The organism is Arthrobacter sp. UYEF36 (assembly GCF_040547025.1).
GTDB lineage: Bacteria > Actinomycetota > Actinomycetes > Actinomycetales > Micrococcaceae > Arthrobacter.
Map to the genome: position 1 here is coordinate 316100 of NZ_JBEPOX010000002.1, position 19014 is coordinate 335113.

At 67.5% G+C, this 19014-nt stretch carries 15 protein-coding genes; 5 read left to right on the top strand and 10 right to left on the bottom strand.

The features are described from left to right. On the top strand, positions 1-3144 hold the full coding sequence (locus ABIB29_RS05485) for an efflux RND transporter permease subunit (RefSeq protein WP_354170776.1): 3144 nt from the start codon (positions 1-3) through the stop codon (positions 3142-3144). A gap of 131 nt (positions 3145-3275) precedes the next feature. Here ABIB29_RS05485 and glpK read toward each other — a convergent pair whose 3' ends face one another. The 3 genes from glpK to ABIB29_RS05500 form a co-directional block, all read right to left on the bottom strand. Beyond that, on the bottom strand, positions 3276-4790 hold the full coding sequence (glpK, locus tag ABIB29_RS05490; protein ID WP_354170778.1) for a glycerol kinase GlpK: 1515 nt from the start codon (positions 4788-4790) through the stop codon (positions 3276-3278). 51 nt (positions 4791-4841) lie between these two features. Next, a complete protein-coding gene (locus tag ABIB29_RS05495; protein ID WP_354170780.1) occupies positions 4842-5591 on the bottom strand; it encodes an MIP/aquaporin family protein in 750 nt (249 codons plus the stop codon). 157 nt (positions 5592-5748) lie between these two features. Then, positions 5749-7560 carry a glycerol-3-phosphate dehydrogenase/oxidase gene (locus ABIB29_RS05500; protein WP_354170781.1) on the bottom strand — a complete coding sequence of 604 codons (1812 nt, stop codon included), beginning with the start codon at positions 7558-7560 and terminating at the stop codon, positions 5749-5751. Between the two features lie 125 nt (positions 7561-7685). On the opposite strand from ABIB29_RS05500, the gene ABIB29_RS05505 reads away from it, so the two are divergent. Genes ABIB29_RS05505 through ABIB29_RS05520 form a run of 4 tightly spaced genes read left to right on the top strand, consistent with a single transcriptional unit; the run spans position 7686 to position 11623 of the window. Continuing rightward, the gene (locus ABIB29_RS05505; RefSeq protein ID WP_354170783.1) at positions 7686-8648 is read left to right on the top strand and encodes a sugar-binding transcriptional regulator; all 963 of its coding nucleotides are present in this window, start codon (positions 7686-7688) and stop codon (positions 8646-8648) included. A 50-nt stretch (positions 8649-8698) separates the two neighbouring features. After that, positions 8699-9577 (top strand): aldo/keto reductase, encoded by an 879-nt coding sequence (locus tag ABIB29_RS05510; protein WP_354170785.1) that lies wholly within the window; start codon positions 8699-8701, stop codon positions 9575-9577. A gap of 10 nt (positions 9578-9587) precedes the next feature. Next, on the top strand, positions 9588-10517 hold the full coding sequence (locus ABIB29_RS05515; RefSeq protein WP_354170786.1) for an alpha/beta fold hydrolase: 930 nt from the start codon (positions 9588-9590) through the stop codon (positions 10515-10517). Beyond that, complete coding sequence (locus ABIB29_RS05520) at positions 10514-11623, top strand: glycosyltransferase family 4 protein (protein WP_354170788.1); 1110 nt, start codon at positions 10514-10516, stop codon at positions 11621-11623. The genes ABIB29_RS05515 and ABIB29_RS05520 overlap by 4 nt, the downstream gene beginning before the upstream one ends. Before the next feature lie 129 nt (positions 11624-11752). On the opposite strand, the gene ABIB29_RS05525 is transcribed toward ABIB29_RS05520, so the two are convergent. The 7 genes from ABIB29_RS05525 to pyrF all read right to left on the bottom strand — a co-directional run bounded on the left by ABIB29_RS05525 (position 11753) and on the right by pyrF (position 19014). After that, complete coding sequence (locus ABIB29_RS05525; RefSeq protein WP_354170790.1) at positions 11753-13918, bottom strand: primosomal protein N'; 2166 nt, start codon at positions 13916-13918, stop codon at positions 11753-11755. A 203-nt stretch (positions 13919-14121) separates the two neighbouring features. Continuing rightward, positions 14122-15357 (bottom strand): methionine adenosyltransferase, encoded by a 1236-nt coding sequence (gene metK, locus ABIB29_RS05530; RefSeq protein ID WP_354170792.1) that lies wholly within the window; start codon positions 15355-15357, stop codon positions 14122-14124. A 77-nt stretch (positions 15358-15434) separates the two neighbouring features. Further along, positions 15435-16733 (bottom strand): bifunctional phosphopantothenoylcysteine decarboxylase/phosphopantothenate--cysteine ligase CoaBC, encoded by a 1299-nt coding sequence (gene coaBC / locus ABIB29_RS05535; RefSeq protein ID WP_502915565.1) that lies wholly within the window; start codon positions 16731-16733, stop codon positions 15435-15437. Next, positions 16733-16993 carry a DNA-directed RNA polymerase subunit omega gene (rpoZ, locus tag ABIB29_RS05540; protein ID WP_011692102.1) on the bottom strand — a complete coding sequence of 87 codons (261 nt, stop codon included), beginning with the start codon at positions 16991-16993 and terminating at the stop codon, positions 16733-16735. The genes coaBC and rpoZ overlap by 1 nt, the downstream gene beginning before the upstream one ends. 39 nt (positions 16994-17032) lie before the next feature. Continuing rightward, positions 17033-17605 carry a guanylate kinase gene (gene gmk / locus ABIB29_RS05545; protein ID WP_354170795.1) on the bottom strand — a complete coding sequence of 191 codons (573 nt, stop codon included), beginning with the start codon at positions 17603-17605 and terminating at the stop codon, positions 17033-17035. 23 nt (positions 17606-17628) lie between these two features. Continuing rightward, positions 17629-17964 carry an integration host factor, actinobacterial type gene (gene mihF, locus ABIB29_RS05550; RefSeq protein ID WP_354170797.1) on the bottom strand — a complete coding sequence of 112 codons (336 nt, stop codon included), beginning with the start codon at positions 17962-17964 and terminating at the stop codon, positions 17629-17631. Positions 17965-18150: 186 nt separating this feature from the next. Beyond that, positions 18151-19014, bottom strand: coding sequence for an orotidine-5'-phosphate decarboxylase (pyrF, locus tag ABIB29_RS05555; RefSeq protein ID WP_354170799.1), 864 nt, complete (start codon positions 19012-19014; stop codon positions 18151-18153).

A 19014-nucleotide genomic window follows, 5' to 3' on the forward strand; every position in this document is an offset into this window, starting at 1 on the left:
ATGCGCCGGATAGTCGCAGCCAGCCTGAGGTTCAGATCAATCATTATTGCTCTCGCCGCGGCGTTGATGGTTGTCGGCGGCGGGCAACTCAGCAGTGCCTCGGTGGACGTGTTCCCCGAGTTCGCGCCGCCCAAAGTCGAGGTCCAGACCGCCTGCCTGGGACTCACCGCTGCCGAGGTCGAGGAACTGGTCTCCGTTCCCTTGGAGGAGGCCTTCAACGGCATCGACGGCCTCGACCATATGAGGTCAAAGTCGGTCCCGCAGCTCTCCTCGATCGTGATGGAATTCAAAAACGGCACAGATCTGCTGACCGCCAGGCAGCTGGTGTCAGAGCGGATGGCAACCGTTATACCGACCCTGCCCACCTGGGCCGCACCGCCGCTGATGCTGCAGCCGTTGTCCTCCACCAGCCGGGTCATGAAGATCGGGATGTCCTCGGACACGCGGTCCCTGATCGAAATGTCCATGATCTCGTACTGGAACGTCAGGGCCCATTTGCTCCGGGTTCCCGGAGTGGCCAACGTGGCGATCTGGGGCGAACGCCTCCAGATGCTTCAGGTGCAGGTTGATCCTAACAAGCTGGCGGCCCACAATGTTTCGCTGGAAACAGTGATGACCTCCACCGGTGACGCCCTCGACGCGGGGCTGCTGCAGTATTCCCCCGGTGCCCTTATCGGCACCGGGGGAGCTCTCGATACACCCAGCCAAACCATGGGCATCCGGCACGTCCAGCCCATCACGTCGCCTGAAGAACTGGCGAAGGTCGCGTTGGAAGATCGTGAGGGCCAGGCCCCGCTCCGGCTCTCCGACGTTGCCAATGTCGTGGAAGACCACCAGCAACTGATCGGTGACGCGGTCATCAACGGTGGTCCAGGGCTCATGCTGATCGTCGAGAAGCTCCCGTGGGGCAACACACTGGAAGTCACGCGTGGGGTCGAGGAGGCGATGAAGCAACTCGAACCCGGCCTTACCGGCATCACCGTGGACACGGCTATCTTCCGGCCTGCGACCTTCATTGAGGAATCCCTGGGCAACCTCGGCGTGGCACTATTGTTAGGATGCCTTCTGGTTATCCTGGTCCTGAGCGTGTTCCTCTTCCAGTGGCGGACTGCACTGGTCAGCGTGACGGCGATCCCGCTGTCCCTGATGGCAGCGGCCCTGGTGTTGTATTGGACCGGGGGCACGATAAATACGATGGTGCTGGCGGGGTTGGTGATTGCCGTCGGGGTGGTGGTGGACGATGCCATAATCGACGTCGAAAACATCGTGCGCCGGCTCCGCCAACACCGGGCCAGGGGCGGCACCGACAGCACGGCCAGGGTGGTGGTCAACGCCTCGCTCGAGGTCCGCGGACCTATCGTGTACGCCACCTTGATTATCGTCGCCGCCACGGTGCCGATCTTCTTCCTGGACGGGCTGACGGGAGCGTTCTTCCGGCCGCTCGCCACCTCCTACACCCTTGCGGTCATGGCGTCCATGCTCGTGGCGCTGACAGTGACACCGGCGATGGCCTACATCTTCCTGCGCAACGCCAAGCTGGAGGATCGCGACCCGCCCGTTGTCAGGGTGCTCAAGCGCTGGTACGCCAACGCGCTTCGACCCATCGTCCTCCGGCCTGTTCCGGGATACCTCGCCCTGGGCGCGTTGGGTGTCGTCGGCGTTGTGGCGGCCCCACTGTTGGGCCAGTCGCTGCTGCCGTCCTTCAAGGAACGGGATTTTCTGATGCACTGGCTCACGCAGCCCGGCACCTCCAACTCGGAGGAAGTCCGTGTCAGCGAGCTGGCCTGCAAGGAACTTATGACCATCCCGGGCGTGAACAATTGCGGGGCGCACACCGGACAAGCATTCAACGCCGACGAGGTAGTGGGCGTTTACTTCGGTGAGAACTGGATCAGCGTCGACCCCGCCGTCCCCTACGACGAAACCCTCGCGGCAGTCCAGGAAGTGGTTGACGGCTACCCCGGCATTGTCCGGGACGTCCAGACCTACCTCAAGGAGCGCATCCGCGAGGTCCTGACCGGCACCGGTTACGCCGTCGTCATCCGCGTGTACGGTGACGATCTCGATACGCTGCGCGAGGAGGCTGACAAACTCAAGACCATCCTGGCCGGCATCGAGGGAGCAGTGGGTGCGAAGGTCGCTCTTCAGGCCAACGTTCCGCAGATCAACGTGGAAGTGGACCTGGAGGCCGCGAACCGCTTCGGGCTGAAGCCCGGAGACGTACGCCGCGCGGCAGCCACCCTGGTGGCTGGCGAAGAAGTAGGCGACATCTACCGGGACGGCAAGGCCTACGACGTCCAGGTGTGGAGTCCGCCGGAGACCCGGACAAGCGTCACGAGCATCGAGAACCTTCCGCTCGATACGCCGGGCGGGCAGAAGATCCGGCTGGCCGACGTCGCCACGATCTCGGTCAAGCCCACCCCGAACGTTATCGAGCGTTCGGAGGGATCCCGGCGTATCGATGTCAGCGCCAACGTCAAGGAGGGCGACCTGGCGAGGGTTGTCGAGAAGCTCGAGTCCGAGATGAAGTCGACTGAGTTCCCGGTCGGCTACGAAGCTGTTGTCCTCGGCGAATACGCAGAACGCCAGGCCGCCTCACAGCGTCTGCTGCTCTACGCGATCGGCGCGGTCATCGTGGTGTTCCTGCTGCTCCAGGCCGCGTTCCGCAGCTGGCGGCTGGCGATTCTTACGATCCTGACGCTGCCGGTCGCCCTCGTGGGCGGCATCATCGCCGCGCATTTGAGCGGCGGAATCCTCTCCCTCGGGTCGCTGGTCGGCTTCCTGACCCTGATGGGGATCGCAGCCCGCAACGGAATCCTGCTCATCAACCACTGCCAGCACCTGGAAAAGTTCGAGGGGATGCCTTTCGGCCGGGTCCTGGTGCTGCGCGGAGCTGCTGAGCGGTTGTCCCCGATCCTGATGACAACCCTTGCCACCGCCCTGGCCCTCGTGCCGCTGGTGGTCATGGGCAACATTCCGGGTCACGAGATTGAACACCCGATGGCGGTGGTGATTCTGGGCGGGCTCGTCACCTCGACGCTGGTCAATCTGTTCATTGTCCCCTCGCTGTACCTGCGCTTTGCCAAGAAGGATGCGGCCCGCCATCACGGGCCACGACAGCCCGAACCGGCCGCGGCAGTCTAGCCGCCAAAGGGTAGGGGACGGAACGCCAGCGGCAGCCAACTGCCGGTCTCCAAACAAGCGTTCAGCAAAGAAAAAGGAGAGCTCCGGTCGGGAAATACCCGGCCGAAGCTCTCCTTGTGCCCCAAAAGGCCCTACTTCACGTCGTCGTCGACCCAGTCCATGGACTTGGTGACGGCCTTCTTCCAAAGACGCATCTGCCTCTCGCGCTCGGACTGTTCCATCTTCGGCTCCCAGCGCTTGTCCTCGGACCAGTTGGCCGAACACTCACCGAGGTCCTTCCAGAAGCCGACGGCCAGACCGGCGGCGTAGGCGGCGCCCAGCGAGGTGGTTTCCACAACCTTGGGCCGGATCACCGGAACGCCCAGGATGTCCGCCTGGAACTGCATCAGCGCATCGTTGGCGACCATGCCGCCGTCGACCTTCAGTTCCGTCAGCGGCACACCCGAGTCCGCGTTGACGGCGTCCAGCACCTCGCGGGTCTGGAAGGCCGTGGCCTCCAGCGCCGCCCGGGCGATGTGGTTCTTGTTCACGAAGCGGGTCAGCCCGACGATCGCGCCGCGGGCGTCGGAACGCCAGTACGGGGCGAACAGTCCGGAGAACGCGGGAACGATGTACACGCCGCCGTTGTCCTCCACCGAGGCCGCCAGTGTCTCGACTTCCGGGGCGCTGCTGATCATGCCCAGGTTGTCACGCAGCCACTGCACCAGCGAGCCGGTGACGGCGATGGAGCCTTCCAGCGCGTAGTGCGGGGCGGCGTCGCCGAGCTTGTAGCCGACCGTCGTGAGCAGCCCGTTCTTGGAGTGGACGATTTCCTCACCGGTGTTGAAGATGAGGAAGCAGCCGGTGCCGTAGGTGTTCTTGGCTTCGCCGGCGTCGAAGGCGGCCTGGCCGAACGTCGCGGCCTGCTGGTCACCCAGGATGCCGGCGACCGGAACCTCGCGCAGCAGCTGGGAGGTGTGCACCGTGCCGTAGACCTCGGAGGAGGACTTGATGGTCGGCATCATGGAGGCCGGAACGCCGAAGGCGTCCAGGATCTCCTGGTCCCAGGAGAGCGTCTCGAGGTCCATGAACATGGTCCTCGAGGCGTTGGTGACATCCGTGACGTGGACGCCGCCGTCGGTTCCGCCGGTGAGGTTCCAGAGCACCCAGCAGTCGGTGTTGCCGAAGACCAGGTCCCCGGCCTCAGCCTTGGCGCGGGCACCCTCGACGTTGTCCAGGATCCACTTGATCTTGGTGCCGGAGAAGTAGGTGGCCAGCGGCAGGCCGACCTTCTGCTTGAACCGCTCCGGTCCCCCGTCCTTGGCCAGCTCGTCCACGATCGACTGGGTCCGGGTGTCCTGCCAGACGATCGCGTTGTAGATGGCCTTGCCGGTGGTCTTGTCCCAGACGACCGCGGTTTCACGCTGGTTGGTGATGCCGACGGCGGCGATGTCGTGCCGGGTCAGGTTCGCCTTGGACAACGCGGAGGCGATGACCTCGCGGGTGTTGTTCCAGATCTCGGCGGGATCGTGCTCCACCCAGCCTGCCTGCGGGAAGATCTGTTCGTGCTCCATCTGCCCCGAGGAGACGATGTTGCCGCTGTGATCGAACACGATGGCGCGGGTGCTGGTGGTGCCCTGGTCGATGGCGATTACGTACTGGTTCATGTTGACGTCCTTGTCTTGGGCTGGCAGTTGAATGAGTGCGTGGTGGGTGGGTTAGGCGGCTGCGGTGGCGATGATCGGCACGACTGCTGCGACGAGACCGGCGAGGCCTCCGCCGACCAACGGCCCGACGATCGGAATCCAGGAGTAGCTCCAGTCGGAGGAACCCTTGCCCTTCATGGGCAGCAGGGCATGGGCGATGCGGGGGCCAAGGTCACGGGCCGGGTTGATCGCGTAGCCGGTGGGGCCGCCGAGGGAGACGCCGATACCGACAACGAGCAGCGCCACCGCGAGCGGGCCGAGACCCGAAGGTGTCCCGCCGAAAGTAAGGATGACGAAGACGAGGACAAAGGTGCCGATGATCTCCGTGATCAGGTTCCACGGGACGGAGCGGATGGCCGGACCGGTGGAGAACACTGCCAGCTGGCTGGCGGGCTCCGGCTCGGCGTCGAAGTGCTGCTTGTAGGCCAGCCACATCACCACGGCACCGAGGAAGGCGCCGAGCAGTTCCCCGCCGAAGTAGGTGAGGGTGGAGGCGAAGTCGACCGGGACACCCGGTGCATACTCCGTCTTGCCGTTGAGCAGCAGGCCGAAGGTCACGGCGGGGTTCAGGTGGGCCCCGGACTGGGCTGCGACGAATACGCCGGAGAAGACGGCGATGCCCCATCCCCAGGTGACCATCAGGAACCCGCCGTTGTTGCCCTTGGTGCCTTTGAGTGCAACGTTTGCCACAACGCCGCAACCCAGCAGGGTCAGCATTGCGGTACCGAATACTTCGGACAGGAAAACTATTCCAAGAGACATCTTTGACTCCTCTATTTTCTGTTGTCAGCCCCTCGCGAGTTTGAAGGGCTGTTGGGCCGGCAACGCGTTGACGCCGCCGGCCGGCCACTGCGCCGGTCCCCGAGGGAACCACGCAGTCCTTGCGCCCGAACGTCCCCCGCCCGGGCGCCGAGGTCTATCAGGAGACCAGGCTGTGGACCTGGACGCCGTGGAACCGCTTGAGCACCTCCTGAGCGTGGGTGATCTCGGACGACCGCGTCGCCGCGTCCCAGCCCAGCGGGCCGGAGAGGATGTCGGCAACCTCGATCAGCAGCTCGCCGGTCACCAGCCCGCGGAAGGCGAGGGAGGTGCGCCGGATCAGTACGTCGACCAGGTGCCCGACCTGTTCGTTGCGGGCCATGAACTCCAGTTCACGGACGCTCAGTTCCCGGGTCGAGTGCAGGAGCCGGTCCGGGGTGGATCCCGGGGCGCCGTCGAGGAAACCGATGACTTCCCCGGCGCGGGTGCCGTAGCGGGTCAGCAGTCCGGCGGTGCGGTCCGCGTCGCGTCCGGCGCCCATGTGCGCCTTGATCCAGCGCTGCACGCCGTCCTCGCTGTCCGGGAAGCCGGCGCCGCCGCCGATGGCGAGTTTCGCCGTCGAGACCTTCCGGTCCATCCCGAGCTCGGCGAGGACGTCGTTGCTCAGGTGTTCGGCGAGGGCCCGGAAGGTGGTCCACTTTCCGCCGACGAGGCTGAGCACGACGGCGCCGCCGGCCTGCCCCGCTCCAGCGCCTGGAGTGGCGCCGGCGCGGCGTTCGATCCGGTAGTCGCGGCTGACGAAGCCGGGCTGGGTGGCGTCGTGCCGGGGCAGCGGGCGGACGCCGGAGAAGGTGTAGACGATCTGTTCCCGGTCCACGGTGATGTCCGGGAAGACGTGGCCGATCAGGTCGAAGAAGTAGTCGATCTCCGCTTCGGTGCACACGGCGTCCTCAGCCATGTCGGCGTCGACGTCGGTGGTGCCCACCAGGACCCGGTCCCCCATCGGGTAGATCAGCACGATCCGGCCGTCGGTGTGTTCGAAGAAGATCTCGCGGCCGTTGCAGGCCGCCAGCAGTTCCGGGTGGTCCAGCACGATGTGCGAGCCCTTGGTGCCGCCCATGAAGGCCGAAGCCGCGCCCATCGCCTGGTTGGTCTGGTCGACCCAGGCGCCGGTGGTGTTGACGATGACGTCCGCGGTGAAGTCGAACAGCTCGCCGGTGAGCTCGTCGCGGAGCTCCACGGTGCTTCCGGTACGACCGGCGCCTGCACTGTCCCGGACGGAGACGAGTGAGAGGTAGTTGCTGGCGCGGGCGTCACTGGCCCCCGCAGCGCCGGCCTTCTCGCCGTCCTGCAGCACGTCCAGGGTCAGGCGCTCCGGGTTGTGGACGGAGGCGTCAAAATACGTGGCGGCGTACTTGATGCCCGGGTGCAGGCGGGGCAGTTCCGCCAGGGCCCGCTTGCGGCCGCGGAACTGGTGGCGGGGGACGGTGCCGCCGTCACGGGAGAAGAAGTCGTACATGCTCAGTCCGAGCTTGATCAGGAAGGCCCCGCGTTCCTTGGGTGCGCCCTGCTGCTTGTGGGTCAGGAAGCGCAGCGGAGCGGAGAGGATGCCGGAGAATGTGCTGAAGATGGGGATGGTGGTCTGCAGCGGCTTCACGTAGTGAGGGGCGATGCGCAACAGCCGGTTCCGCTCCACCACCGATTCCTGGACCAGGCGGAACTCGCCGTTCTCGAGGTAGCGGATGCCGCCGTGGATCATGTGCGAGGACGCTCCGCTGGCCCCCTGGCAGTAGTCACCGCGCTCCACGAGGGCGACGTCCACACCCTGCAGGGCCAGGTCCCGGAACGTGCCCACCCCGTTGATGCCACCGCCGATGATCAGCACCTGCGCGTGGGGCCGCGTCCGCAGCTTGTGCACCGATGCTCGCTCGCCGGCCGATGCCTGGTTGCGGGCTGAATCCTTCTGTCCCAAGAACTGCTCCTTTGGGTTTGGTCCTGTGCGGCGCGCCACGTGGCGCGCCGCCGTTCAACACTATTCTTTGGAGTAATGGAAAATGGAGTCAAGCACTATGCACAAACGTGCAGAACGGAAATGGGATGACACCCTCACGCAGCTCTGATGCCCTCCGCGCGGCCCAGTTGTATTACCTGCAGGACCTGACCATGGACGCGATTGCCCGGGAGCTCCGCACGTCGCGGTCCACCGTGTCCCGCCTGCTCTCCTCGGCCCGGGAATCGGGGCTGGTGCAGATCCAGATCCGCAGTCCGCTGGACACGGGCCCCGAACTGGCCAGCATGATCCGCGCCGAATACAAGGTCGATGTGCACGTCGTCCCGGTGGTCGACACCCTCAATGAGGCGGAAACACTGGACCGTGTGGCCATGCAGGCTGCGCGCACCATCGGCCCGCTGGTCGATTCCAATGCCATCATCGGCGTCGCGTGGGGGTCCACCCTGAGCGCCGTCAGCCGGCACCTGACCCGGAAGATCACCCACGACAGCGTGATCGTCCAGCTCAACGGGGCCGGCAACATGCAAACCACGGGCATCACCTATGCCTCCGACATCATGCGGCGCTTTGGCAGCGCCTACGGGGCGCGGGTGGAACAGTTCCCGGTGCCGGCGTTCTTCGACCACGCCGCAACGAAAAGGGCCATGTGGAATGAGCGCAGTGTGCAACGGATCCTTGAACTGCAGGCCCGCATGAGCATCGCCATTTTCGGCGTCGGATCGGTCGACGCCGATTACCCCAGCCACGTCTACGCGGGCGGATACCTCGATGAAGACGACCTGACGGTCCTGGCCTCCTCCGACGTCGTAGGCGATGTGGCCACGGTGTTCTTCCGCGCCGATGGCTCCTCGGACGGCATCACCCTCAACGAACGCTCCACCGGCCCGGACCTCGCGCAGCTGCGCCAGGTGCGCCGGAGGATCTGTGTGGTGTCGGGCGCCTCCAAGATCAACGGCCTGCGCGGCGCCCTCGCCGCCGGGCTGGCCACCGACCTGATCCTCGACGAGGCCAGCGCCCGGCGGCTGGTCAGCTTTGACGGCTTGTCCTGAACCGGCCCGCCGTGAGGGGTACCGGCGGCGGAGTCGGTAAAGTCGATGCTATGAAACCCTCGCCCCGGCTCAGCCTTAACAACGGTGTCCTGATCGACCAGTTGGGGTTCGGACTCTACAAAGTGCCCCCCGCCGATGCCGCCGGACTCGTGACCATGGCGCTGGAGGCCGGGTACCGGCACTTCGACACCGCCGCCATGTACGGCAATGAGACAGGCGTCGGCCGGGGCATCGGCTCGCTGTCGAGTTTCATGAGCCCCGACGACGCCCGCGGCGGTTCCGGCGAATCCTCCCCCTCGCTCTCGCGCGAGGATCTGTTCGTCACCACCAAGCTCTGGAACGATGACCAGGGCTACGACGCCACGCTGCGCGCCTTCGACACGTCCATGTCGAACCTCGGACTGGAATACGTGGATCTGTACCTGATCCACTGGCCCTGTCCGCAGCGCGGGCTGTATCCCGACAGCTACCGCGCCATGGAGACGCTGTACCGCGAAGGCAGGGCGCGGGCCATCGGGGTCTCGAATTTCCAGCCGGCCCATCTGGACCGCCTGCTGCAGACCGCGGAAGTCGTCCCGGCCGTCAACCAGATCGAGCTGCACCCCTGGCTTCAGCAGGAGGAGCTGCGCACCCTGCACCGCGAGCTCGGAATCACCACTGAGGCGTGGAGCCCGCTGGGCCGCGGCCAGGTCCTGCAGGATCCGGTGGTGCTGGACCTCGCCGCCGCGCACAGCAGGTCCCCCGCGCAAATCATCCTCCGCTGGCATGTCCAGCTCGGCAATGTCACCATCCCCAAGGCAAGCTCCTTCGCCCGGATCAAAGAAAATTTGAACGTCTTCGGCTTCAGCCTCGACGACGGCGCCATGGACGCCCTGGCCGGTCTGGAACGTGGCTTCCGTACCGGCTCCAACCCGGACTCAGTCAATTAGGACTCATCGAATGGACCACGTGGCCACCGAACCTTCCCCCACCACCCCCCTGTTCAGCGCCGGACTCGAGGCCCGCACACACGCCTCCGAAGTGATCCTCAACGGCACCAAGGCCGCGTACTGGACCTACGAGCCGGTCGGGGTGACGCCGGAGACCCGGACCATCCTGGTCATCCACGGCTTCCGCGGCGACCACCACGGCCTGCTCCGGGTAGCCGACCAGCTCCCCGAGATGCGGCTGATCATGCCCGACCTGCCCGGCTTCGGCAGCTCCGCGGCTTTCGTCGGTGCCGAACACAGCGTTGAGCGCTACGGCCGGTTCATCTCCGACCTGATGGAGGCGCTGGGGCTGGGACCCGACACGGTCCTGCTGGGCCACTCCTTTGGCTCCATCGTCGCGAGCCACTTCGTGGCGGCCCACCCCGGTGCGGTCTCGGAGCTGATCCTGGTCAACCCCATCGCCGCTCCCGCCCTGGAGGGGTCCAAGGGGCTCATGACCAAACTCGCGATCCTGTACTACGAAGCTGCCGCGCGCCTTCCCCGCCGGCTGGGACAGGGCCTGCTGCGCAGCCAGCTGATCGTCAGGGCCATGAGCGAGACGATGGCGAAGACCCGCGACAAACAGCTCCGTCGATTTGTGCATGCCCAGCACAGCGCCTATTTCTCCGCCTTCGCCGACCGCGAGAGCCTGCTGGAGGCGTTCAAGGCCTCGGTCGGAAGCAACGTGGCGGAAGTCGCCCGCAGCCTCACCCTTCCTGTGCTGCTGATCGCCGGGGAAAAGGACGAGATCGCCGCCCTGCCGGACCAGCACAAGCTGCTGGCCGTGCTGCCGGACGCGTACCTTGACGTCATCCCGGATGTCGGCCACCTGATCCACTACGAAACCCCGGAACCCGCCGCCGACTTTATCCGCTGCTTCCTGAAGGACCATTCCGCGTGAAAATCCTCATCGATGCCCGCTTCACCCGGCTGGACCACCATGACGGGATCAGCCGCTACGGCTCCAGCCTGATCGAGGCGACGGCCAAAATCGCTGATGTCTCCATGCTGATCAGCGACGTCCGCCAGCTGGCCCTGCTCCCGGATGTGCCGTACACCCTGATCAACAGTCCGCTGTCCCCCGCCGAGCTGTTCGTCGCGGGCAAGGTCAACAAGCTCGGCGCCGACGTGGTGGTGTGTCCGATGCAGACCATGGGCAGCTGGGGCCGGAAGTACGCCCTGGTGCTGACCCTGCATGACCTGATCTACTACGAACACCCGGCTCCTCCCGGGTTCCTGCCCGCCCCGGTCCGGGTCCTCTGGCGGCTGTACCACAAGGCGTTCTGGCCGCAGCGGCTGCTGCTGAACCGGGCCGACGCAGTCGCCACCATCAGTTCCACGACCGCGGCGCTGATCTCGAAATACCGGCTCACCCGGCGTCCCGTCCGGATCGTCGGCAACGCCCCACAGCTCGGGCACACGCCGCGGGACTCCGGGGCGGGAGCGGACAAGACGCTGCTGTACATGGGTTCCTTCATGCCGTACAAGAACGTGGAAACCATGATCCGGGGCATGGCCGAACTCCCGGACATGACCCTGCACCTGCTCAGCCGGATCACCCCGGAACGGCGGGCCGAACTCGAGGCGCTGGCACCGGCGGGCGCCGGTATTGTCTTTCACAATGGCGTGACCGACGCCGGGTATGAGGCCATGCTGGGACGCGCCACGGCCCTGATCAGCCTGTCCAGGGCGGAGGGTTACGGCCTGCCCCTCGTTGAAGCCATGTCGCACGGCACGCCCGTGATCGCCAGCGACATCCCGATCTTCCGCGAGGTCGGCGGCGACGCCGTCAGCTACGTCCATCCGGATTCCCCGGCGGAGTTCGCCGCTGCGGTCCGGGCCCTTGAGGAACCTGACCTGTGGAAGGCCCGTTCCCGCCGCTCAGTGGAACGCGCCGCGGACTTCAGTTGGGACGAGTCCGCCCGCAGGTTGCTGGAGGTCGCCGAAGAGGCCGTAGCGCTGCGCGCACGCCGCTCGGGGCACCCGAAAGGACCGTCCCGGAAGTAGCCTGCGCCAAGAATGACTCCGCGCCGAACTCGCCGATATGCTGTGGGGTCGCCGGTTGGCAGCGGCGAACCGGCAGTGTACCGGCGACCTCGGGAGTATCCTGCGCGCCCGCCTTGGCCCGGAAAAGCCTTAGAGCACGTCCACGCCGTCGAGCCGCAGCTGGACCGGGTCGTCGGTGCGTTTGGCGGCGGCCGCCACCTTGACCGCCCGCAGCGCCCGGGTGACCTGCGCGGCCTGGCCGTAAGGGATGAACAGCAGCGTCCGGACGTCCTCCTCGGCGGCACCGTCGGCTTGGCCCCGGGTTCCTGCCTGGCCGGGGCCGCCGGCCATCACTAGGGGGGCCGGGCCGGCGGTCCGCAGCACGATCCCCTGCGGGCCCAGCTGCTGCTCGACGGCCTGGCTGAAGTGCCCGACGGCGGTACGGCCGCCGGTGATGGAAGCGACCCGGACGGCCGGCGGCAGCTGCAGTTCCTGGCGCAGGGACAGTTCCCGCTGGGCGTAGCCGGCGGGGTCCCAGCGCAGCAAGGCCCCGACGCCGGCTGCGTCGTCGGCGGTGATGACCACAAGACCGCCCTCGGCCGCGGGCCGGACCAGGGCTGCGGCGTTGAACCAGCGCCGGACGGCGTCCTCCCCCGCCCTCAGGTTTTCGCGCCGCAGCAGCGAGTCACCGTCAAGCAAGAGTGCCGCCGCGTAACCGCCGGCCGCGACGGGTTCCGCGCCGACCGTGGCCACGACCAGGGCTGTCGAATCCGGAACCGTGGCCAGCACCCGGTCCCCGGAGGAGGTGATGACCGGCTTGCCCGGGAAGGCACGGCCCAGCTCTTCGGCCGTGCGGAGGGCCCCGGTGGCGCCCCGCCGGAGCCGGGTCCCGTTGCACGTGCCGCAGCGCCAGGCCGCCGCCGGCGTCGAACACCAGCGGCACTGCGGCACGGCGGAGCTCCCGCTCGCCCCGGCAATGGCCAGCGGCCCACTGCAGGCGGTGCAGCGCGCCGGTTCGCGGCAGTTGTCGCAGGCGAGCGACGGCGCGTAGCCGGCCCGCGCCACCTGGACCAGGACGGGGCCACGTTCGAGCCCGTCCTTGGCGGCGCGCCAGGCGGCGCCCGGCAACCGCGCGATCCTGGCCAGCGGATCATGTTCTTGTTCGTAGCTGTCCGCGGTGTTCAGCACCCGCGGAACGGTGCGGCGGATGACGGCGCGCTCTGCCTCCACCGGCCACGCCCACCCCGCCTCGACGAGGCGCTGCGTCTCGGTGCTCCGGGTGTGCCCGGCGAGCAGGCACGCGGCGCCCTCCTGCCCGGCGCGCAGCAGCAGGACTTCGCGGGAGTGCGCGTAGGGTGAGCGCTGCTCAATGTGCAGGTCGTCGCCGTCGTCCCAGCAGACCACCAGGCCCAGATTGTGGACGGGAGCGTAGGCGGCGGAACGGGTGCCGACGGCAACCCCGGCAGCGCCGCTGAGGATGCGCAGGAAACTGCGGTACCGCGGGGTCTGGCCGTCTTCCGCGGTGAGCCGAGCGACGTCCCCGGCGGGCAGGAGCTGCAGGAGGGCGGCCTCCACCCGGTCCAGGTCCCGGTAGTCGGGCACCACGACGACGGCGCCGCGGCCGGACAGGCGTACGGCCGCCACGGCCTCGGCAATCAGGCGGGGCCAGCCTCCGGGCCCGAAGCCCTGGAGCGCGTTGAGCACGGCCCGCGGCGACTCCCCTGCATTGAGGTGCTGCAGGAAGGCTGGGCCGTTGCGGTAGGAGGACCAGCTGGATGCTTCCAGACCGGCAGGTACTGCCGGTCCCGCCCCGTCGTCGGCCCCGTCAGCGAAGAGCGACGGATCCAGGATTCCATCGGGAGCGAGGTCCTTCTCCAGTTTCGCCATCCGCGGCGGCACGGCGACACGGAGTACGTCGCTGACGTTGCCGGCGTAACGTGCCGCGACCCGGTAGGCAAGGTCCGCGACGGAGGCCGTCAGCACCGGGACGGACGAGACCACTTTGAACAGCGGGACGAGGGGGTGGCCGGCGTCGGAATCCGCCACCCGTTCGATCAGGTACCCGGCGAGTTCCTGGCCGTTGAACTTCACCTTCACCCGGACGCCGGGCTGCGCCGCTGCGTCGAGTGCGGCGGGCACGCTGTAGTCGAAGGGCCGGTCAAGGTGCGGCAGGGACGACTCGAGCCGCACCCGGGCTACCGGAAGCCGGGCGGCGAGGGGCGGGCCGGCGGAGGCTGCTGCGGAGCCCGGAAAGCCCTGGAGCAGCGACAGCTGGAGGGGCTCGTCCGGCGCTGCGGCGCCGTGGATCGGGCTCATCGCGAGGGTCCTCCCTTCAGTAACGGGTCAGTGCCGGCCCAGTTCAGCGCCGGCCCAGGTCAGCGCCGGTCCGGGAAGCGCCGGTCCAACAAAGAATAGCCAGGCCGCCGGGATCGGCGGCCTGGCTACAGCACATCACAGGGCAGTGACATTATTTCAAGACAGCATTTCAAGACTGCATGTCACGACAGGGTCTAAACGTCTCAGGCGTTGAAGAAAGCCTTCAGCGCGTCCACCCGGTCCAGCCGCTCCCAGGTGAAGTCGGGATCCTCGCGGCCGAAGTGGCCGTGCGCCGCGGTCTTGGCGTAGATGGGTCGCTTGAGGTCGAGCGCATCAATGATAGCCCGGGGGCGCAGGTCGAAGATCTCGGCGATCGCGGCACTGATGCGGGCGGGATCCACCGTCTCCGTGCCGAAGGTTTCGACGTAGGTTCCCACCGGGCGGGCCTGGCCGATCGCGTAGGCGATCTGGATTTCAGCGCGCTTCGCGAGACCGGCGGCCACCACGTTCTTGGCTACCCAGCGCATCGCGTAGGCCGCCGAGCGGTCCACTTTGGACGGGTCCTTGCCGGAGAAGGCACCGCCGCCGTGGCGGGCCATGCCGCCGTAGGTGTCAACGATGATCTTGCGGCCGGTGAGGCCGGCGTCGCCGACCGGGCCGCCGATGACGAAGGCACCGGCCGGGTTCAGGATGTTCTTGGCCCGGGAGATGTCCAGGTTGGACAACGCCATGACCGGGTCCACAACGTGGGCGGCCAGGTCAGCGCGGAGCTGGTCCAGGCTGGCGCCTTCGGCGTGCTGGCTGGAAATCACTACGGTCTCGACCGAGACGGGCCTGTCGCCGTCGTAGCCGACGGTGACCTGGGTCTTGCCGTCGGGGCGCAGGTAGGCGAGTTCACCGTTCTTGCGGACCTCGGTGAGCCGTTCTGAAAGGCGGTGCGCGAGCCAGATCGGAACCGGCATGTAGGAGGGGGTCTCGTCGCTGGCGTAGCCGAACATCAGGCCCTGATCACCCGCGCCCTGGAGGTCGTAGTCGTCCTCCTGGCGGCCCTCGCGGGCCTCGAGCGAATTGAAGACGCCGCCGGCGATGTCATTGGACTGCTGGCCGATCGAGACGGACACACCGCAGCGGGCGCCGTCGAAACCGTTGGCCGAGGAGTCGTAGCCGATGCCCAGGATGGTTTCCCGGACAATCTGCGGGATTTCGACGTAGGCGTCGGTCGTGACCTCGCCGGCGACGTGGACCAGCCCGGTGGTGGCCAGCGTCTCCACGGCAACCCGGGACTCGGGGTCCTTGGCCAGCAGGGCATCGAGGATCGCATCGCTGATCTGGTCGCAGATCTTATCGGGATGTCCTTCGGTCACCGACTCGGACGTGAAGAGCCGGAGCGAGGGGGGCGTGGACCCGTGGAAATCAGGGATGTGCAGCGGTAAAGTCACTCAACTACCTTACTGGTTGGAAAACGGACGTCCGGCGGCGGGTGTCCCCGTGCTAAGGAGACCTTGCTTACGCCGGATCAGGCGGGCGGGACAACCCGGCTCAGCTCGGCGCTGATGCGGTCAATCACGGCAGCCGCAACGTCGGATTTGGAACCCGACGCCTCTTGGGGTTCGGAGCCGGAACGGGAAAGGATGACTACGGAGTTGGTGTCCTCACCGAAAACCTTGTCCTGGCCCACGTGGTTGACCACCAGCAGGTCGCAGGCCTTGCGGCGCAGTTTGGCCGCGGCGTAATCAAGGACGTCCCCGTCCGCATCCCCGGTCTCGGCGGCGAAGCCGACGATCAGCTGGTCGCGGGAGGCCGCATCCCGGACCTCGACGAGTTCGCGCAGGATGTCCGGGTTCCGGACCAGCGAGATGACAGGATCGGCGACGTCGTCGCGCTTCTTGATTTTCGTCCCGGAGACGTCCGCCGGTCGGAAGTCCGCGACGGCGGCGGCCATGATGATGACGTCGGAGTCAGCGGCGGCGTGCAGGGCGGCCTTGCGGAGCTCCAGGGCGGTCTCGACCTTGACCACGCTCACACCGGCCGGCGGCGGGACGTCCATGTGGGCGGCCAGCAGCCGGACCTTGGCGCCGGCGTCGCGGGCCGCGGCGGCCAGCGCCACCCCCTGCTTGCCGGAGGACCGGTTCCCCAGGAACCGCACGGGGTCCAGCGGCTCGCGGGTGCCGCCGGCGCTGATGGTGACGGTAAGCCCGGCCAGCGGCAAAGACGGCACGGCCTCCGACGCCGGCAGCGGCGCGGTTGCGGGCGCCGCCGGCGCACCGGCGAGGGCCAGTGCCGCTTCGAAGATGGCCTCGGGTTCCGGCAGCCGGCCCGGTCCGGAGTCTGAGCCGGTCAGCCTGCCGGAGGCGGGCTCCAGCACGGTGACTCCCCGGCTGCGGAGCGTCTCAACGTTGGCCTGGGTCGCGGGATGCTGCCACATCTCGGTGTGCATGGCGGGGGCCATCAGCACCGGGCAGCCGCCGGCCATCAGCAGGGTGTTGCTCAGGAGGTCGTTGGCCTGGCCGGTGGCCGCGCGTGCCAGCAGGTCGGCGGTGGCGGGGGCCACGACGATCAGCTCGGCTTCGTGGCCAAGGCGGACATGGTTGACCGTGTGCACCTCGTCGAAGACGCTGTTACTGACCGGATGCCCGGACAGCGCTTCCCACGTGGCGACGCCGACGAAGCGGGTCGCGGCCTCCGTGGGGATGACGGTGACGTCATGGCCGGCTTCAGTAAAAAGCCGGAGGAGCGACGCCACCTTGTAGGCAGCTATCCCTCCCCCGACTCCGAGGACTATACGCACGTGAGACTCCGCCTGCGGCTGCGTGATTACTCTGCAGGTTCGATCGGCGTGGAAACGAGCTTGCCCTCGTTGATCTCGCGCAGCGCGATGGAGAGCGACTTCTCGTTCAGCTTGGTGTCGACCAGCGGGCCGACGTACTCGAACAGGCCCTCGTGCAGCTGGGCGTAGTAGGCGTTGATCTGGCGTGCGCGCTTGGCGCCGAAAATCACCAGTCCGTACTTCGAATCGGCGGCCTTCAGCAGCTCGTCGATCGGCGGGTTGATGATGCCTTCAAGGTTCGTGGACACGAATTCTCCAAATTCTAACGGGCCGATACGTCCCGGCGCCTAGCGTGGGTTCGGGGTCAGCCCCATGAGTGAAACAAGCTCGTCCGCTGCCCGTCGAACGTCATCATTGATGACGCTGTGGTCAAACTCCGGTTCAGCGGCAAGTTCTAGTTTAGCGGTTTCCAGCCTCTGCTGCTGTTCTTCCGCTGTTTCCGTGCCGCGGCCCACCAGGCGGCGGACCATTTCGTCCCAGCTCGGCGGCGCCAGGAAGACGAACTGGGCCTCGGGCACGGCCTCCTTGACCTGCCGCGCGCCCTGCAGGTCGATCTCCAGGAGGACCGAACGGCCGTCGGCAATCGCGGCGTCCACCGTGCTGCGCAGGGTGCCGTAGCGGTTGCGCCCATGGACCACGGCCCACTCCAGGAGTTCGCCGTTCTCGACCAGGGCATCGAATTCCTCGGCGGACTTGAAGAAGTAATGCACGCCGTCGACTTCGCCGGGCCGTGGGGGCCGGGTGGTCGCCGAGACGGAAAGCCAGACGCCGGGATAGTTGTCCCGGATGTAGGTGGACACGGTGCCTTTGCCAACAGCCGTCGGGCCGGCGAGGACTGTCAGTCCCGGTTTGTTGCTCACATATTCCTTCGTGCGGGGTTGAGTCAGCGCGGCGGACCAGGCTGTTTGTCGTCTATAAAATCTACCAGCGCCCGGCGCTGGTGGATTCCCAGGCCGCGGACCCGGCGCGACGCCGCGATGCCGAGCTGTTCCATGATGGCCGCGGCACGCACCCGCCCGATGCCGGGAAGCGCCTCCAGCAGTTCCACGATCCGCATCCGGGCGATCGCGTCGTCAGTTTCTCCGGCGCTGAGCAGTTCCGCGATGCTCAGCTCCCCGGTCTTGAGCTTGTCCTTGGCGGTGGCCCGGGTGGTCCTTGCGGCGGCGGCCTTGCCCAGGGCATCGGCGCGCTCCTGCGGAGTGAGGGGTCGCAAACTCACTGAATGCCTCCCTGCATTGTCGGACGGACCGCGCAAACGGCCCGGCCGGACGGGCCGAACTGCACCCCGGCCGGTACCGCGGACTTGTCCTGAACCTACCGTCTTGGCCAGGCAGAAATCAATGGACAAGTTCGGCGTCGCGGCCCCCAGCGTCCGCCGGGGCCTGTTCGCAACGTCCGGGAGCACCTACGCCGCGCGCAGCTCCTCGAGGGTCCGCTGGGCGGCCTTCCGCAGGTCCTGGATCCGCGGACCGGCGCCGAGGATGTCGCGGCTGGACGTTCCCAGCACCTGGCCATAGGCGCTGCCGAAGGTGCGCCGCAAGTCCGCGGCCGTGGCGCCCTGCGCGCCGAGGCCCGGGGCCAGGATCGGGCCCCGCACCGCGGCGAGGTCCAGGTCCAGGTCCGTCAGCGCGGAGCCGACAGTGGCGCCGACGACGAGTCCGGTGGAACCCAGCTCCCCCGCGTACCGCCGGTTCTCCTCGGCTGCGGCCCGGACGATCCGGCGGGCCACCGAGTCCGCGCCGCCGACATGCTGGACGGACGCACCCTCCGGGTTGGACGTCAGGGCCAGGACGAAGACGCCCCGGCCGGTCTGCGCCGCGAGGTCCAGGGCCGGCCGGAGCGATTCGAAGCCCAGGTACGGGCTCAGCGTGACCGAGTCGGCGGCCAGGGCGGATCCGTCCCGCAGCCAGGCGTCGGCGTAGGCAGCCATCGTGGAGCCGATGTCGCCGCGCTTGGCGTCGGCGATGGACAGCACCGAGGCCTCCGCCGCCGCGGCGAGGATACGCTCCAGCACGGCCATGCCCGCGGAGCCGTGCCGCTCATACAGCGCCACCTGCGGCTTGACCGCGGCAGCGAGCGAGGCCACCGCGTCCAGGACGGTGAGCGAGAAGCGCTCCAGCCCGGCGACGTCGTCGTTCAGTCCCCAGCTTTGGAGCAGCGACGGGTGCGGATCGATCCCGACGCACAACGGACCGCGGTCCGCCATGGCCCGGCCCAGCCGGGAGCCGAAGGACTCCCGGCCGGCCGGATCAGCGGTGGCCTCAGGCAT

What these genes read in the sequence shown, in the direction of transcription:
- ABIB29_RS05495 (WP_354170780.1), bottom strand. Translation starts at nt 5,591, where the DNA reads ATGTCTCTTGGAATAGTTTTCCTGTCCGAAGTATTCGGTACCGCAATG.
- ABIB29_RS05510 (WP_354170785.1), top strand. Translation starts at nt 8,699, where the DNA reads ATGAAACCCTCGCCCCGGCTCAGCCTTAACAACGGTGTCCTGATCGAC.
- ABIB29_RS05485 (WP_354170776.1), top strand. Translation starts at nt 1, where the DNA reads ATGCGCCGGATAGTCGCAGCCAGCCTGAGGTTCAGATCAATCATTATT.
- ABIB29_RS05525 (WP_354170790.1), bottom strand. Translation starts at nt 13,918, where the DNA reads ATGAGCCCGATCCACGGCGCCGCAGCGCCGGACGAGCCCCTCCAGCTG.
- glpK (WP_354170778.1), bottom strand. Translation starts at nt 4,790, where the DNA reads ATGAACCAGTACGTAATCGCCATCGACCAGGGCACCACCAGCACCCGC.
- pyrF (WP_354170799.1), bottom strand. Translation starts at nt 19,014, where the DNA reads ATGCCTGAGGCCACCGCTGATCCGGCCGGCCGGGAGTCCTTCGGCTCC.
- ABIB29_RS05505 (WP_354170783.1), top strand. Translation starts at nt 7,686, where the DNA reads ATGACACCCTCACGCAGCTCTGATGCCCTCCGCGCGGCCCAGTTGTAT.
- ABIB29_RS05515 (WP_354170786.1), top strand. Translation starts at nt 9,588, where the DNA reads ATGGACCACGTGGCCACCGAACCTTCCCCCACCACCCCCCTGTTCAGC.